General features: G+C 65.5%; 16 protein-coding genes. 9 read left to right on the top strand and 7 right to left on the bottom strand.

The features are described from left to right. Positions 1–61: 61 nt before the first annotated feature. Positions 62–1,363, bottom strand: a complete 1,302-nt coding sequence (locus tag Q0L25_RS17245; protein WP_296616413.1) for a dicarboxylate/amino acid:cation symporter — start codon at positions 1,361–1,363, stop codon at positions 62–64. Further along, complete coding sequence (gene epsC, locus Q0L25_RS17240; protein WP_296616411.1) at positions 1,360–2,322, bottom strand: serine O-acetyltransferase EpsC; 963 nt, start codon at positions 2,320–2,322, stop codon at positions 1,360–1,362. The genes Q0L25_RS17245 and epsC overlap by 4 nt, the downstream gene beginning before the upstream one ends. A 244-nt stretch (positions 2,323–2,566) precedes the next feature. Here epsC and Q0L25_RS17235 point away from each other — a divergent pair, with 244 nt between their 5' ends. Continuing rightward, entirely contained in the window at positions 2,567–3,952 is a 1,386-nt protein-coding gene (locus Q0L25_RS17235; protein WP_296616409.1) for a sorbosone dehydrogenase family protein, read from the top strand. Positions 3,953–4,146: 194 nt separating this feature from the next. Beyond that, positions 4,147–4,638 carry a helix-turn-helix domain-containing protein gene (locus Q0L25_RS17230; RefSeq protein WP_296616407.1) on the top strand — a complete coding sequence of 164 codons (492 nt, stop codon included), beginning with the start codon at positions 4,147–4,149 and terminating at the stop codon, positions 4,636–4,638. A 45-nt stretch (positions 4,639–4,683) separates the two neighbouring features. On the opposite strand, the gene Q0L25_RS17225 is transcribed toward Q0L25_RS17230, so the two are convergent. Together Q0L25_RS17225 and Q0L25_RS17220 are read right to left on the bottom strand one after the other, a co-directional pair. Beyond that, entirely contained in the window at positions 4,684–4,986 is a 303-nt protein-coding gene (locus Q0L25_RS17225) for a polyhydroxyalkanoic acid system family protein (protein ID WP_296616405.1), read from the bottom strand. 22 nt (positions 4,987–5,008) lie between these two features. Beyond that, positions 5,009–5,425 (bottom strand): VOC family protein, encoded by a 417-nt coding sequence (locus Q0L25_RS17220; protein ID WP_296616403.1) that lies wholly within the window; start codon positions 5,423–5,425, stop codon positions 5,009–5,011. 119 nt (positions 5,426–5,544) lie between these two features. On the opposite strand from Q0L25_RS17220, the gene lnt reads away from it, so the two are divergent. From lnt to Q0L25_RS17195, 5 genes are all read left to right on the top strand, one after another. Then, positions 5,545–7,137: an apolipoprotein N-acyltransferase gene (gene lnt, locus Q0L25_RS17215; protein WP_296616401.1), complete on the top strand. Its 1,593-nt coding sequence runs from the start codon at positions 5,545–5,547 to the stop codon at positions 7,135–7,137. Positions 7,138–7,218: 81 nt separating this feature from the next. Next, a complete protein-coding gene (gene metK, locus Q0L25_RS17210) occupies positions 7,219–8,430 on the top strand; it encodes a methionine adenosyltransferase (RefSeq protein ID WP_296616399.1) in 1,212 nt (403 codons plus the stop codon). Between the two features lie 109 nt (positions 8,431–8,539). Further along, positions 8,540–9,220 (top strand): tRNA (guanosine(46)-N(7))-methyltransferase TrmB, encoded by a 681-nt coding sequence (locus Q0L25_RS17205; protein ID WP_296616397.1) that lies wholly within the window; start codon positions 8,540–8,542, stop codon positions 9,218–9,220. A 28-nt stretch (positions 9,221–9,248) separates the two neighbouring features. Next, positions 9,249–10,073 carry an SDR family NAD(P)-dependent oxidoreductase gene (locus Q0L25_RS17200; protein ID WP_296616395.1) on the top strand — a complete coding sequence of 275 codons (825 nt, stop codon included), beginning with the start codon at positions 9,249–9,251 and terminating at the stop codon, positions 10,071–10,073. Positions 10,074–10,142: 69 nt separating this feature from the next. Beyond that, positions 10,143–11,198: a ParB/RepB/Spo0J family partition protein gene (locus Q0L25_RS17195; protein WP_296616393.1), complete on the top strand. Its 1,056-nt coding sequence runs from the start codon at positions 10,143–10,145 to the stop codon at positions 11,196–11,198. Here the strand turns inward: Q0L25_RS17195 and Q0L25_RS17190 are convergent. Further along, a complete protein-coding gene (locus tag Q0L25_RS17190; protein ID WP_296616392.1) occupies positions 11,195–12,322 on the bottom strand; it encodes a GNAT family N-acetyltransferase in 1,128 nt (375 codons plus the stop codon). The two genes, Q0L25_RS17195 and Q0L25_RS17190, sit on opposite strands and share 4 nt — an antisense overlap. Before the next feature lie 50 nt (positions 12,323–12,372). Continuing rightward, positions 12,373–12,732: an STAS/SEC14 domain-containing protein gene (locus Q0L25_RS17185; RefSeq protein ID WP_296616390.1), complete on the bottom strand. Its 360-nt coding sequence runs from the start codon at positions 12,730–12,732 to the stop codon at positions 12,373–12,375. Between the two features lie 54 nt (positions 12,733–12,786). On the opposite strand from Q0L25_RS17185, the gene Q0L25_RS17180 reads away from it, so the two are divergent. Next, entirely contained in the window at positions 12,787–13,245 is a 459-nt protein-coding gene (locus tag Q0L25_RS17180) for a DUF2721 domain-containing protein (protein ID WP_296616389.1), read from the top strand. A 4-nt stretch (positions 13,246–13,249) separates the two neighbouring features. Here Q0L25_RS17180 and Q0L25_RS17175 read toward each other — a convergent pair whose 3' ends face one another. After that, positions 13,250–14,833 carry an amidase gene (locus tag Q0L25_RS17175; RefSeq protein WP_296616387.1) on the bottom strand — a complete coding sequence of 528 codons (1,584 nt, stop codon included), beginning with the start codon at positions 14,831–14,833 and terminating at the stop codon, positions 13,250–13,252. 80 nt (positions 14,834–14,913) lie between these two features. Here Q0L25_RS17175 and Q0L25_RS17170 point away from each other — a divergent pair, with 80 nt between their 5' ends. Then, positions 14,914–16,371 carry an NAD(P)/FAD-dependent oxidoreductase gene (locus Q0L25_RS17170; RefSeq protein WP_296616385.1) on the top strand — a complete coding sequence of 486 codons (1,458 nt, stop codon included), beginning with the start codon at positions 14,914–14,916 and terminating at the stop codon, positions 16,369–16,371. The last annotated feature ends 144 nt before the right edge of the window (positions 16,372–16,515 follow it).

Raw genomic sequence — 16,515 nt, 5'->3', positions numbered from 1 at the left:
AGAGCCGCCGGTGCCCCCTCCCCCTTGGCGCCGGCGGCTATTGTTTTTCGGGAGGTAGGCTCTAGGCGACCGCCTCGGCCCCGATGGCCAAGGGCGAATGCCGATAGACTGTCTCGTCCAATATTCCCGCGCGCTTCGCCACGATCGTCGGCACCAATGCCTGACCCGCTACGTTGACCGCGGTGCGGCCCATGTCGAGGATCGGATCGATTGCCAGCAACAGCCCCGCGCCCTCGAGCGGCAGGCCCAGGGTCGAGAGAGTCAGCGTCAGCATTACCGTCGCACCAGTGAGCCCGGCGGTCGCTGCCGATCCGATCACCGAGACAAAGGCGATCAAGCCGTAATCGCCAAGGTGCAGCGGAATGCCGTAGAATTGCGCCACGAAGATCGCCGAGACCGCGGGATAGATTGCCGCGCATCCGTCCATCTTGGTGGTCGCCCCAAGCGGCACCGCGAAGGCGGCATAAGCTTGCGGGACGCCCAGCCGACGCTCCGTCACTTCCTCGGTCACCGGCAAGGTGCCGACCGACGAGCGCGACAGGAAACCGAGCTGGATCGCGGGCCAGGCGCCGGCGAAAAACCGTAGCGGATTGAGACCGTTGGCGATCAGGATCGCAGGATAGACCAGCAGCAGAACGATCGCGAGACCGGTATAGACCGCGATCGCGAACGCGCCGAGCGACGACAGTGCATCCCAGCCATAGCGGACCAGCGCATCGGCGATCAGCGCCGCGCTGCCGATCGGCGTGAGCGCGATTACCCAGCGCAGCAACCGACGGAAGATCGCCAGTGCCGAAGCGTTGAACGCCAGGAAAGCCTCGCCCGGCTCGCCGATCCGGACCGCGGCCGCGCCGACCGCAAGCGCAGCGACGATCACCTGCAGCACGTTGAACGACACCGCCGTCGAGGCGACGCCATCGGTCACCGTCGTCGATGCGCCCAGCCCCAGCGCATTGGCCGGAACCAGTCCTTTGAGGAAATCGAGCCAGGATCCGGTCGTGCCGGGCGCCTTGGCAGCGCCGGCGGCGACCGAGGCGTGCAGTCCCGGCTGGATCGCCAGCCCGAGAAATATGCCGATCGCGACCGCGATCAGTGCCGTGATCGCGAACCACAACAAGGTGCGGGAAACCAGCGCGGCGGCGTTTTCCAGCGTGCGCAGCGCCGCGACCGAGGCGACAATCGCGGTGAACACCAATGGCGGCACCAGCGCCTTGAGCAATTGAACGAATATCTGGCCGACCGTATGCGCCGTTTCACCGATCGCCGTACTGCCCAGCCAGCGCGCCAATACCCCGAGCGCGAGGCCGGAGGCCATGCCGATCAGCACTTGCGCCCCAAAAGAGAACCTGGTCCGCGCGCTCACGATGCCATCCTCCGCACCGGAGACCGAGTGCGGGCCAGCGCGTCCCCGAGTGCATCCGCTTCCGCGTTGCGTAGGCGGATGGCGCCAGGTTGAACGACCACGCATTCGGGCGGGACGTCGTCGAGCAGCCAGACATTGCCGCCGATCGTCGAGCCTCGGCCGATCGTAACACGGCCGAGAATGGTCGCGCCGGCATATATAACGACATCGTCCTCGACGATCGGGTGACGGGCGTAGCGTTCGCGCGGCCCCGTGCTCGCATCCCATAACGGGCTGCGCGCACCCAATGTGACATGTTGATAGAGCCGGACATTCGATCCGATGATGGCGGTCTCACCGATCACCACGCCTGTGCCATGGTCGATGAAGAAGCGCGGGCCGATCGTGGCGCCGGGGTGGATGTCGATGCCGGTCCGCGCGTTGGCGAGTTCGGAAATCGACCGCGCAACGATTGCCGCGCCCAATTTGTGAAGCTCGTGCGCGATTCGGTGGTGCAGCGTTGCGATCGCCCCGGGGTAGCTCACCAGAATCTCGTCCACGCTGCGCGCGGCGGGATCGCCGATAAAGGCGGCATCGATATCGCTGTCGATCGATGCCCGGATGTCGGCCAAGGTCGCGGCGAAATGCCGGATGAGCGTGGAGGCGTGGTCGTCGTCGAACGGCGCGGCGCTTTCCATCTGCCAATAGGCGATCTCGGCATCGATTTCCTGCCGCAGAAGATCGAGCCCATGAGCCAGACGCGCGATTACGAAGGAGTCCTCCTGCTCCGCTTCGCCGCGAAAGCCACCGAGACGGCGCGGGTACAGAGCCGCAGACAGATCGCGGACCGCCTGAGTCAGCGCTTCGGGTGAAGGAAACCGCACGGCCGGCGGTTGGCGGCGCGCGCGTGACACGAGCCGCGCAGCTCGCAAATCGTCAACGGCGCTCTGGATGAATTCCGCCGACACATCGTCGATCAAATGTCGAGCCACCATCACAACGCCACCACTGTTCAAACAAGGGAAGCGGCCCGGCTGCTAGGGGACGGCCGGGCCGCAGTTTGTGTCCAGGGAGCGGACGGCATCTTTCTAATTCATAGTATTTTGATGGGAAATACAGCTCTGCTTGTCGGCGCCCAAGGAGCGCTTGTGTCGCCGGGGTACCTGTCCCGACACGCGATGGGATAACATTGCCCCCGCCCCCTGCCGTCATTATCCTGCCGTCATGCGCCAGCGAATCCTGATCGGTCTTGCCCTCGTCCTCATCCTGGTGGGCGGCCTCTATCTCTATTTTGCCCAGCCCGACGAGGCCCGGCTCAGCGTCGCGGCGGTGAGCGGCAGCCGGCCCGACATCACCCCTGCCCGGGCGCAGATCTGGCCGACGATCAAGGTCGCCGACGCGGTGGGATGGAAGCAGGGAGAGATGCCGACGGCGGCCGCCGGGCTCAAGGTCAACGCCTTCGCCTCAGGGCTCGACCATCCGCGCTGGCTCTACCGCTTGCCCAATGGCGACGTGCTGGTCGCCGAGACCAATTCACCGCCACGCCAGGGCGGCGGCATCGCCGGCCGGGTGATGACCTATTTGTTGAACAAGGGCGGTGCCGGGGTGCCCTCCGCCAACCGCATCACCTTGTTGCGCGACGCGAATGGGGACGGCGTGGCCGAGGTCAAGCAAACGTTCCTGACCGGGCTCAATTCGCCCTATGGCATGGCTTTGCTCGGTCCGTATCTCTATGTAGCCAATACCGATGCGCTGGTGCGCTACCCCTTCACTCCCGGTCAGACCAGGATCGACGCCAAGCCGGAGACGGTGATCAAATATCCCGGTGGCGGCAACCATTGGGCGCGCAACGTCATCGTCGCCGAAGATGGCAAGTCGCTGTACCTCGCGGTCGGATCGTCGACCAACATCGCCGACAACGGCCTGGACGCGGAGAAATTCCGCGCCAACATCCTTCAGGTCTTCCCCGATACCAAGACCTTCCGCGTCTATGCCGCGGGCACGCGCAACCCCAATGGCCTGGCTCTCGAGCCCAAGACCAAGGCCTTGTGGACGGTGGTCAATGAGCGCGACATGCTCGGCTCGGACACGCCACCCGATTATTTGAGCGCGGTCGAAGCCGGCGACAATTTCGGCTGGCCGTGGTTCTATTGGGGCGGCTATCCCGATCATCGCGTGAAGCCGCAAAATCCCGGACTGCAGGAATATGTGAAGCGTCCCGATTACGCCTTGGGACCGCATGTGGCTGCGCTGGGGCTGGCGTTCGCCGACGAGGCGCGGCTGGGCCCGCAATTCGGCGACGGTGCCTTTATCGGCGAGCATGGCTCGTGGAACCGGCTGCCGGTCTCCGGCTATCGTGTCATCTATGTGCCGTTCGGCGACAACGGCTTTCCCGCCAAGGGAGCGAAAGCGGTCGACGTGCTGACGGGATTCCTGGATGCCAAGGGCCAGGCGCGCGGTCGTCCGGTCGGCGTGACGTTCGACGCCACCGGTTCGCTGCTGGTGGCGGACGATGTCGGCAACGTCATCTGGCGCGTGAGCTCGGCAACACCGGTTCCGGCACCCGCGCCGGCGCCAGGCCCGGCGGCCACTCCGAAGGCGTCTCGCTAGGGTTGTAAGGGGCGGGCTGCAACCGGCCCCCCGACCGCGCAGCCCGCACACCCGTACGACACCGAAGGGACCACGCGTCGACGCGCATCTTTTCCCTCGATTTCGTTGCTTTACACCAACTTGTTCGATTCATGCGTTGACGATTGCACCTCAACTGCCCAAAATGGGTCGTTGCGGGGACGGGAGTGAGTCATATGGCTGCTGGCGACCGCGTCGCGACGGTTCCCGAGGGCATGAGCGATCACTGGCGCACGGCCATGTTCGCGTTGACCAATCTGTTCCTGTCGATGCACCGAACTTTCACCGAGCATGACGGCGAAAGTCCCACCTCCGTGCTGATCTATTGCACGGTATCGGTCGGCAACATCCAGAAGCTGATGCGCGAACGCAGCGTGCCCCGCGAATACACGGGGACCGCGATATTGCCGCGCGAATGGGTGGTGCCGATGTCGCGCAGCGCGATCGCCGCCGCGACCGGGCTGGCCAGGGAAACAGTGCGCCGGCACGTCGCGCAGATGGTCGAGTCGGGTTTGTTGATCGAGGACCCCCGCGGCGGCGTGACGGTATCGATCGGCAACATCCAGTCCCGCGCGCTCGAGCCGCTGCTGGAGACTTTGCTCACCGAATTTTCCCGCACCGCGGATGCGCTGCTGCGGGCCGGGGTGATCGAAGTACAAACAGCCTGACGCGTCGAACGGCGTGGGCTTTGCTCAAACCGTGCCGGATACCAGCTATTCGAGCAATTTGGGCGCTTCCTTGGCGAGCTTGGCGCGGATGCGGTCGGCGAACAACGCCAGGAATGGCGGCAGATCGACCGTCGCGATTACGCGGTCATCGCGAACGTCCAGGCTGGAGGCGACGCGCTGGCCCATCGCCGCAACGGTGAAGTGGAGCACGTCGGCAGTCCAATGATGCTCGACCTCGGCGCCACCGGGAAACCAGCCCGACAATTTGCCGATCCCGGCATCGACTCGCCGCCGCGCCTCGGCCAGCCCAAGCTTGTGCGGCACCTCGACGGTAATCGGATCGCTCATAGCTTGAAGACTCTTGCCGGAATCATGTCGCGAACAATTGCGCGTCGTCGGCGAACGCCTTGAACTCCAGCGCGTTCCCCGAGGGATCGAGGAAGAACATCGTCGCCTGCTCGCCGGGCTGGCCGACGAAGCGGATATGGGGCTCGATACCGAACGCGACACCGGCCGCCTTCACGCGATCGGCGAGCGCGCGCCAATCGTCCATCGTCAGCACGACCCCGAAATGCGGGACGGGCACGTCGTGACCATCCACGGGGTTGGACACCGCCACGGCCTTCGCCGCGGGATCGAGATGCGCGACGATCTGGTGCCCGAACAGGTCGAAGTCGATCCAGGAATCGGCGCTGCGGCCTTCGGGGCAACCCAGCGTATCGCCATAGAAGGAGCGCGCGGCGTCGAGGTCATGGACCGGAAAGGCGAGATGGAATGGTCTCAGCATCTTGTCCTGCTACCGTCCGGCGGCCCAAACGTCACCCCGGACTTGTTCCGGGGACCACCGTTCCGCATACGCACCGGGCGCTGCGCTTGCTGCGCGGTGGATGCCGGGACGAGCCCGGCATGACGATTTGTGGATTGGGCGGCACGCGCATCGTGATCTGGTTACGTCGACTTCTCCCGCTCGCGCTCGGCGCGAACGCCGCGCTGGGGTTTGCGCCCTGGGACTCATGGCAGTTGACGATCGCCGGTTTCGCGCTTTGGCTATTTCTCGTCCACGAAGCCGGGTCGCTGCGCCGGGCGCTGGGGATCGGCTGGCTGTTCGGGCTCGGCCACATGACCGTCGCCAATCTGTGGATCCAGCAACCGTTCGAGTTCCAGGACAAGATGCCGCCGCAACTCGGCTATATCGCCGTCGTCCTGCTCGCCGCCTATCTCGCGATCTTCCCGATGCTGGCAGCCGGCACCGCGTGGCGGCTCGGCAGCAAGGGTGCCTCGGGTGACCCCGCCCCCCGCCCTGACGCGGCGTTCGTGCTCGTCGCCGGTGCTGCCTGGACCGTCACCGAGTATCTGCGCGGCACATTGTTCACCGGCTACCCCTGGGATCCGCTGGCGGTCATCTGGATTCCGCATCTGGTCGTCGCCTCGGCAGCGCAATTCGTCGGGACGTACGCGTTGTCGGGCCTTACCGTCGTCGTCGCGGGTGCGCTGATGCTGCTCGCGCATCGCCGCTGGCGGTTGCCGCTGATCGTTGCTCTGCTGGTCACCCCGTTGCTCTGGTTCCCCGCCTCTCGGGTCCGTCCGGCGTCGACCGCGGGCGCGCCGATCGTGAGGATCGTGCAGCCGAACCTACCGGAAGAAGCGAGGCCCACAGACGATTATGCCGAAGCCAATTTCCAGGCACTCGCGCGCCTGTCCGGAAGACCCAACCCCGACCATCCTCGCCTGATCCTGTGGCCCGAAGGCGCGATCCGCTTTCCCGTCGAGGACGGTTATCCGCGCTATGTCTACGACATGATGGGCAGCGCCCAGACCGCGCGGATTCGCATGGCATCGCTGCTCGGCGACCATGACGCGATCCTGACGGGCACGCAGGGCATGTATTTCGATAAGCGCACCGAGAATATGACCGCCGCGACCAATTCGATCGCGGTGATCGGCGCCGACGCCAAGCTGCACGGCCGCTACGACAAGGCGCATCTGGTCCCCTATGGCGAATATCTGCCGATGCGCCCGGTGCTGGAAGCGATCGGTTTGTCGCGGCTCGTCCCGGGAGATGTCGATTTCATTCCGGGTCCCGGCCCTCGCACCATGGCCATCCCCGGCTTCGGCAAGGTCGGCATGCTAATCTGCTACGAAGTGATCTTCTCAGGGCAAGTCGTCGACCCGGCCCATCGCCCTGACTTCATCTTCAACCCCTCGAACGATGCCTGGTTCGGCACACTCGGCCCGCCCGCGCATCTCGCCCAGGCGCGGTTGCGCGCGATCGAGGAAGGGCTGTCGGTCGTCCGCGCGACGCCAACCGGCATCTCCGCGATCATCGGCCCCGACGGCAGTGTCCGGCAGAGCATTCCGATGGGCGAGGCCGGCGCGATCGAAGGACCCGTCCTGCGCGGTTCGCCCACCCTCTTCTCTCGCGTAGGCAATTGGATGGCGCTGATCGTCTCGGCGATTCTGCTGATTTGCGCGATTGCCATCCGACGGCTCGCCCGCTAGGACGCCGGTCGTCATATAAGGAAAGCTTTATATGGGCATGGCAACGGCCCGGCTTTCCGCCCAACCCCAGAGGGAAACTCAATGCGTTCCAATTATCTCTTCACGTCCGAATCGGTTTCCGAAGGCCATCCCGACAAGGTTTCCGACCAGATTTCCGATGCGATCGTCGACCTGTTCCTGTCGAAAGATCCCGAAGCGCGCATTGCGTGCGAAACGCTGACCACCACGCAACTGGTCGTCCTTGCCGGCGAAATCCGCGGCAAGGGCATCATGGATACCGACGGCAATTGGGCCCCGGGCGTCGAGGAAGAGGTCGAAAAGACCGTCCGCGAAACCGTCCGCAAGATCGGTTACGAGCAGGACGGCTTCCACTGGGAAACGCTCAGGTTCGAGAACAACCTGCATCCGCAGTCGGCGCATATCGCGCAGGGTGTGGACGCCAGCGGCAACAAGGATGAGGGTGCCGGCGATCAGGGCATCATGTTCGGCTTCGCTTGCGACGAGACGCCCGATCTGATGCCGGCGACGCTCGACTACAGCCACAAGATCCTCGAACGGATGGCCGCCGACCGCCATTCGGGCAAGGCGCCGTTCCTCGAGCCCGACACCAAGAGCCAGGTCACGCTGCGCTTCGAGAACGGCAAGCCGGTCGCGGCAACCGCGATCGTCGTCTCGACCCAGCATGGCAAGGGTTATGATGAGGGCGAGAAGGAAGCCGAACTCCACAATTACGTGAAGTCGGTGGTCGCCGATATCCTGCCGGCCAACCTGCTTGGCGGCGAGACCGTCTATCACATCAATCCGACCGGCAGCTTCGAGATCGGCGGGCCCGACGGCGACGCCGGGCTGACCGGGCGCAAGATCATCGTCGATACGTACGGCGGCGCGGCCCCCCATGGCGGCGGCGCCTTCTCCGGCAAGGATCCGACGAAGGTCGACCGCTCGGCGGCGTATATCACGCGTTACCTCGCCAAGAACATCGTCGCGGCCGGGCTCGCCAAGCGCTGCACGATCCAGCTGGCGTACGCGATCGGCGTGTCGAAGCCGCTGTCGCTCTATGTCGATACGCACGGCACCGGCACGGTCGACGACGCCAAGATCGAGGAAGCGATCGGCAAGATCGAAAAGCTGGGCGGCCTGACCCCGCGCGGCATCCGCACGCATCTCGGCCTCAACAAGCCGATCTATGCGCGCACCGCAGCTTATGGTCACTTCGGCCGCAAGCCCGAAGGCGACTTCTTCCCGTGGGAACGCACCGACCTGGTCGACGACCTCAAGGCCGCCTTGGCCTGATCCTGATCCGATCGACCGAACAAGCAAGGGCCGGGGAGCGATCCCCGGCCCTTCTTCGTTGCTCCCTCGCGATTGGCTTTCCCGACATCTCGCTATAGGCGGTCGCACGATGAACGATCCGACGACTATCCGGCGCCTCTACGGCCGGCGCCAGGGACATAAATTGCGCCAGGGCCAATCGGCTCTGGTCGAAGAACTGCTGCCCGCCGTCGAAGTGCCGGAAACCGGTCCGCTCGACGCGCGGACCCTGTTTGGTCACGATCGCCCCCTCGAGCTCGAGATCGGCTTCGGTGCCGGCGAGCATCTCGCCGGTCAGGCGGCGGCGCGGCGCGATCACGGATTTATCGGCTGCGAGCCATTCCTCAATGGCGTGGTCGGCGCGCTCGGCCATATCCGCGATCGCGGGTTGGAGAATGTCCGCCTGCACATGGGCGACGCACTGGAAGTGCTCGAGCGACTACCCGATGCCAGCCTCGACCGTGTCTATCTGCTCCACCCCGATCCCTGGCCGAAGGCGCGGCACGCCAAGCGCCGCATGGTCAATGACGGGCCGCTCGACCTGATCGCCGCCAAGCTCAAGCCCGGCCATGAATTTCGTCTCGGCACCGACGATCCCACCTATTGTCGCTGGTCGATGATGGTGATGAACCGCCGCCGCGACTTCGAGTGGACCGCGCGGACGCCACACGATTTCCTCACCCGCCCCGATGACTGGCCGGAAACGCGTTACGAGCGCAAGGCGCGGCGCCAGGGACACGAGGTCTGGTATTTTCGTTACGTCCGGCGCTGACGCCCGCTAGCCGACGAAGGGATTGACGATGAACGACCTCGGGAACGTGATCGGCGCGGGCAAGCTGGCGGTGATTACCGGCGCTGCAAGCGGGATAGGGCTGGCAGCGGCGCGGCGCTTCGCCGCGGCGGGCATGCGTGTCGTCCTGGTCGATGCGGCTGCCAAGGTCGAGGATGCGGCAGCGGCGATCGGCGGCGATGCCGTGGCGTTCGTCGTCGACGTGTCCGACCGTGCGGCCGTGGAGCGGCTGGCGGCGGAAGTCCATCAACGCTTCGGCCCAGTCTCGGTGCTGATGAACAATGCCGGCATCCACGGCGGCGCCGACGCGCTGTCGAGTCCCGACATCTGGGACCGCGTGATCGGCGTCAATCTGATGGGCGTGCTCCACGGCGTGCAAGCGTTCGTCCCGGCGATGATCGCGGCAGAGAGGCCGGCGCTGGTGGTCAACACCGGGTCGAAACAAGGCATCACCCAACCGCCGGGCAACACGGCCTATAATGTCAGCAAATCGGGCGTGAAGGCGCTGACCGAAGGCTTGGCGCATTCGCTGCGCGAGCAGGTGGGCGACCGCATCACCGCTCATCTGCTGATCCCGGGCTTCACCTACACCGGCATGACCGGCGCGGCCGAAAAGCCGGCCGGCGCCTGGTCGTCCGAGCAAGTAGCCGATTTCATGATGCAGCGGATCGCCGCGGGCGATTTCTACATTCTGTGCCCGGACAATGACGTGACACGCGCCATGGACGAGAAGCGCATGGCCTGGGCGATGGGCGACGTGATCGACAATCGCCCGGCCTTGTCGCGCTGGCATCCCGATTGGGCCGATCGTTTTGCCGCCTACATGGCGGAATAGAGCGACCGCGATGAAGGCGGTGCATTTCCCGCTACCGTCCCGCCCTCTCCCGGCTTATCGTCGTCCGCAATGACCGAGCGTCGCGACAAGCCCAGTTTTGCCAGCCTGTTCAACCGCGCACGCGCCGAGGCGGAAGGGAAGGCGTCCATATCCCCCGCCCCCAATGCTGAGCCGGCGCCCGTTCGATCGACAGAGGCGCCACCGCCGGTTGAACCGCGCCGCGACGAATGGGCGTATGAAGCGATGCAATTCCTGGTCGATCCGGCCCGCGTCCGCATCTGGCCGGGTAATGCCCGCATCTATGAGGACCTGGACCCCGACAATTGCCGCGACCTGATCCAGTCGATCGCGACCGAAGGGATGCAGAAGGTCGCCGCGATCGTCCGCCCGGTATTCGATGATGCGCTGTACGAATATGAAGTGATCGCCGGCACCCGGCGCCATTACGCGGTTTCGCATTTGCGCGCGACCAGCATGCCGTCGCTGCGCTTCCTGATCCAGGTCGAAATCCTCGACGACGAAGCCGCCTTCCGCCTTGCCGACCTGGAGAACCGGGCGCGCAAGGACGTCTCCGACATCGAACGCGCGCGCAATTACGCGGCCGCGCTCCACGACCATTATGACGGCCATTTGACGCGGATGGCCGAGCGGCTGGCGCTGTCCAAATCCTGGCTGTCCAAGATGATCCGGGTCTCGGCATTGCCCGATCAACTGCTCGCCGCATTCGGCTCGCCGAGCGATCTGCACCTCAAGCCGGCCTATACGCTGGCGCAAAAGCTCGACGGACCCGCCGGTCCGGTCATCATGGCGACCGCGATCCAGATCGCCCGTGCGCAGATGGCGCGGCGTGCGGACGGACTGCCGCCCTATACCGCCGCGGAAGTCCTGCGCCAGTTGAACGAAGCGTCGAGCCCGGCGTCCGAACATCCTGCCGAGCTGCGCGGCCCGACCGGTCGGCTGGCGATGAGCGCGAACGCCAACAAGAATAGCTTGACCCTGAAGCTGCACGCCGGCTCCGGCGTCACGCGCAAGGCGATCACCGAAGCCGTGCGCGCCGCGCTCGATGCCGCGGAGGCAAAGGGGTTCTCGCTCGGCCTTTCGTCGCGAGACGACGACAGCGACTAGCCGTCGGCGTGAGCTCGCTTGGTCGGCTGGTCGGGCGCCTGCCCGCTTCGCCGCCACATCCCCTTCAGCACGTGGCCGAGCATCGACGGCGTCCCGGGGCGCAGCAGCAGCCAATCGCGGATCGCCGGTCCGGGTTCGGCGCCGATCGCGCTCTTATAACCGCTATCGCCCGCGCCCCAATCGACCTGGGTCATCCCCTTCTCGAGCGCTCGGACGAGATTGCGATAGTAAAGCAGCCTGCCCGGCGAATGTTTGGCAAAGGCCGGGTCGTAGCTGTTGGCGATGGCATATTTGAACGAGCCCAGGTCGAGGTCGAACGAAAAGGCGGCGGGGGCCCCATCGACCGTCAACAACGCGGCCGACATCATCTCGGCGATCACAGGATCGGCGGCGGCCTGGCGCCAGAACGCGCCATGTCCCTTGCGCGTGAACTTTGCGTCGCTGCCGTCGGTGCGTGCCGCGATCCAGCTCTTCTGTTCGATCGCCGCGAGCTGATCGAAGCCGCCGGCCGCGAGATCGCCGCCGCTCAAGAAGCGCCAGTCGAGCGCGCCATGCTCGGCCAGATGCTTTTCGTGGAATCGGTTCTTCTTGAGCGTCGACGCGCGCGGCCAGGAACCCTGGCTTTGCGCGGCGGCCATGTCGAGCAGATAGGAATCGGCCACGAAGCGATCGAGTACCATCCAGCCCCGGCGCCTGGCCGCCGCGATCAGACGGCCCACTGCCGGATCGCCGTCATAGGATGGCCCGACGCGCAGCCCGTTGACCTCTTGTCCCAGCCGATCGACCAGGATGTCAAAGGCTTCGTCCGAGGCGTCGGCGCAGGCCGGAAAGCCGCGAAAGGGCCAATAGCAGCCGGGGATGGCGGCGAGCCTCGCCGCTTCCGGCCCGAATCCCGCGAGAGGCAGGGCGATGACCGGGTAGCCGTCGCGCTCGACGATCAGCGTCCGCGCCCGGCCGCCATAAGCGGCGATCGCGGCGGCGAACCATTGATAGCGGAGGAACCGATGCCTCTCGCCCGCAGCTTCCGCCACCACGTCGATCAACGCCGACAATCCGTCGAACGCGGCGGCGCGCATCGCCGGAGGGAGGCGCGTGAACTCGCTGAGCAACATCGGCTTGGTCATGATCGCCGGCTATACGGGCGAGCTGTTACCAAGCCGTTTTAATGGGATGCTTAGCCCTCGCGAACCCAGGCGCGGGCGGTATCGGCCTGGCTTTCCGGAAACACGCGCATCTCGCCCGAAAGCAACGCGCCCGCCGCGCGGGTGATCGGGCCGATCCAGCCATGGTCGGTCACCACCGCGGCACGCCCGATCGCCTTGCGGTGTTGGACGACCCATTTCAGATCCTCCCACCACAGAGACGGATCGATCGGCCCCAATTGGCGAACCGTCTCGATCACACGAAGTTTGCCGTGTTTGCCGATCTGCGCGTCCAGCATCGGAATGAGCGCTTCGTAATCGGCCCGCGTGATCGCGCCATCGACGATCAGATCGATCACGCCCGTCGACTCATCGACCGTGTAGGTGAGCATGGTCCGTCTCCTTCCGCTTTCCTAAACGCCGAAGGGCCGCCATGATGTCCGGCGATGCAGGCCAATACCGTCTCGACGATCGCCCAGACCATCCAGCTCTCGCTGTCGCCGGTGTTCATGCTCACCGGTATCGGCGCCTTGCTCAACGTTCTTGTCGGCCGGATGGCGCGCGTGGTTGACCGCGTGCGCGACCTGGAGAAACTCCATCCCCTATCCAGCGGGCCGGACCGCGATCGCTTCGTCTCGGAACTGCGCATCCTCGACCGCCGCATCCGGGTGATCAATTTCGGGCTGTTCCTGGCGGTGTCGAGTGCGGTGATGACCTGCCTGGTGGTCGCCCAATTGTTCGTGGGCGACCTGATCGGGCTGCACATCGCGACGATCGTAGCCCTCACCTTCACGACGGCGATGCTGCTGTTGATCGCGGCGCTGGTCAGCTTCATCGTTGAGGTCCGCACCTCGCTGCTGGCGGTCAAGGTGCGCGAGGAGTTGCTCGAAGAGCGGCAGGGCTAGGGTCCTAAGGCTTGCCCTCCACTCCGGCCCCCGCATCAGCCGTCGGCGCGTAGGTGGGCGCGACGCGCGCCTTCGACGCCTGCTCGTAGACGTACCCCGCCTCGAGCAGCTTGCCGTCGCTATAGGCCGGGCCGATGAACGACAGCCCGGTCGGCAAACCGCGCACCAACCCCATCGGCACGGTCAGATTGGGATAGCCCGAAATCGCCGGCAGTTCGGACGAGCTCGGCCCGTTATATTGATCGCCATAGATCGGATCGCTCAGCCAGGCAGGGCCATAAGTCGGCTGGACGAGGATCGTCGCATCGGCCTGTTTGAGCATGCCGTCGATCGCGCCTTTGGCGAGGCTCAGCGACTTGTCGCGCTGCGCCTGATAGCTCGGCTCGCCCGTCCCCTTGGACTTCGCAGCCATGTCGAAAATCTCCTGCGCGAAATAGGGCATTTCGGCATCGGCATTGGCGGTATCGAATGCGATCACGTCGTCGATAGTCCGCGTCTTCACGCTGGGCGGCGTCGAGGCGAGATATTTATCGAGATCGGTCTTCAGCTCGAACTTGAGCACGTCGAATTCGGCATCGCCCATGCCGTCGGTCTTGGGTCGCTGCACATCGACGAGCACCGCTCCCTGCGCTCTGAGTACCGCCAGCGCCTGATCGAAGCGCGCGGCGGTCAGCGGAGACATATCGGGGCGATAAACCGCGATCCGGACGCCCTTGAGCGACGCGCCGGCCAGGCCGGCCGCAAAGTCCTTGCGGTATTTGCCCGCGTCCCTGGTCGCCGGGTCGGCCGGGTCGCTGCCGACCATCGCCGAGAACAGGGTCGCGACGTCGCGAACGCTACGCGCCATCGGTCCCGGTGTGTCCTGGCTATGGCTGATCGGCACGACATAGGTGCGGCTGACGAGTCCGAGCGTCGGCTTGAGCCCGGCCAGTCCGTTGATCGACGAGGGACAGACCACCGAGCCGTCGGTCTCCGTCCCCAGTCCCGCCGCCGCGAAACTCGCCGCCACCGCGGCGCCCGTCCCACTCGACGAACCGCAGGCGGTGCGATCGAGCCCGTAGGGATTGCGCACCAGGCCGCCGATCCCACTCCACCCGCTCATCGCCTTGGTCGACCGGATGTTCGCCCATTCGCTGAGGTTGGTCTTGCCCAGGATGACCGCGCCTTGCGCACGCAGCAGCGCGACGACCGGCGCGTCGCGATTGGTGAGATTGTCCTTGAGCGCCAGGCTGCCCGCGGTGGTCGGGACCGGGTCCTTGGTTTCGATATTGTCCTTGATCAGGATCGGAATGCCGTCGAGCGGCCCGAGCAGCTTCTTCGCCTTGCGCCGCGCGTCGCTGGCTTTGGCTTGGGCGAGCGCATCGGGGTTGACCGCGATGACCGCGCGCAACGTCGGTCCCTTGCGGTCCATCGCGGCGATGCGATCGAGATAGGCGCGCGTGATGTCGACGCTGCTGTCCTGCCCCTTGTCCATGCGCGATCGCAACTGGTCGATCGAGACCTCCGTAACGGAATGCTGCGCGGAGGTGCCCTGAGCGATCGCGGGTAACGGTGTCGCGAGCAGGATGAGAGCGGCGAAGCGGCGCATGGCGATCCCCTTTTATGGTTCGCCTTCATCGTCCAACTCCTCCCCTTCGACAAGCGGGATGCGCGCGTTATGGTATCCTCATGACGGCTCCGCTCGAAACTCAGGTGATCATCGTCGGTGCCGGCATGTCGGGCCTACTCGCAGCGATTCGCATGAAGCAGGCCGGGGTCGATTTCGTCGTGCTCGAAAAGAGCCTGGAGGTCGGCGGGACCTGGCTCGACAATTGCTATCCGGGGTCGGGTTGCGACGTCCCCAGCCATCTCTACAGCTATAGTTTCGCGGGCAACCCGCATTGGTCGCGGCTGTTCGCGCGGCAGCCAGAGATCCTCGAATATTTCCGCGACCAGGCGAACCAATTCCGCCTCCGGCCGCATCTCTGCCTCGGCGTCGAGGTGACGAGCGCCGATTGGGACGAGGCAAATGCGCGCTGGACGGTCACGTCGGCCGACGGCAATCGCTGGCGCGCCCCTGCGCTGATCGTGGCGACCGGCCAGCTCAATCGCCCGCGCACGCCCGATTTGCCCGGCCGCGAGAGCTTTGCCGGCACGCAAATCCACACCGCGCGCTGGCACGCCGACGCACCTGTCGCCGGCAAGCGCGTCGGCGTGATCGGCACCGGCGCCAGCGCGATCCAGGCCGTGCCCGAAGTCGCCCGGGAAGCCGGACATCTCACCGTGTTCCAGCGATCGCCGCATTGGATCATCCCGCGCATGGATGCGCCGATCTCCCCGGCGATGAAGCGGCTGTTCGCGAGCGTGCCGCTGCTGAGAAAGGCGTTCCGCGCGCTGATCTGGCGGCGGCTGGAGGCGACGCATCCGGCGATCGCCGAGCCGGGCGGCGCCAAGGCGCGTGAGATGGAGAAGATGGCGCTCGATTATCTCGCCGCGACCATTGCCGACCCCGCGCTGCGCCAGGCGCTGACTCCCGATTTCCCGATCGGCTGCAAGCGCACGCTCGTGTCCGACGATTATTATCCGGCGCTCGTGCGCGACAACGTCACGCTCGAGACACGCGCGATCGACCGGATCGAACCGGGCGGCGTGCGGCTTGCCGACGGCGCGGTGGTCGAGCTCGACACGATAATCTGGGCGACGGGGTTCGAAACGCACGGCTTCGTCGCGCCGATCGCCATTAATGGGCCGGACGGGAGCCTGGCCCAAGCATGGGCGAACGGCGCCAGTGCCTATCGCGGCACCACCGTCGCAGGCTTCCCCAATTTGTTCCTGCTGTACGGCCCCAACACCAATCTCGGGCACAATTCGATCATCTTCATGGTCGAACGCCAGATGGAATATGCGCTACCCGCGATTCTCAAAGTGGCGCGCGGCCAAGCCCGCCGGATCGCGATCAGGCCCGAAGCGCAACAGGCCTATAACCGGACGTTGCAGGCGCGTCTGGCGACGACCTCCTGGGCCGCTGGCTGCGGCAGCTGGTACAAGACCGACAGCGGAGTGATGCCCAACAACTGGGCCGGCAATACCGCCGAATTCGCGCGGATGATGAGACGCTTCGACGCGGAAGCGTACGAGATCGCCTGACCGAGGCGCGCGCGATGCAAAAATGAAAAGAGGCTGCCGGGGACTCCCATCCCCGGCAACCTCCTAACATGGTCAGCGGCCGGAAGCTCCAGCCCGGAGGACCATGCGGACCGCTATTCCTGTGATCCTAAGCGTTGATTGAGG

The organism is Sphingomonas sp. (genome assembly GCF_024508665.1).
In the GTDB taxonomy this organism is placed as follows: domain Bacteria; phylum Pseudomonadota; class Alphaproteobacteria; order Sphingomonadales; family Sphingomonadaceae; genus Sphingomonas.
This window is presented reverse-complemented; position numbering and strand designations above follow the sequence as displayed.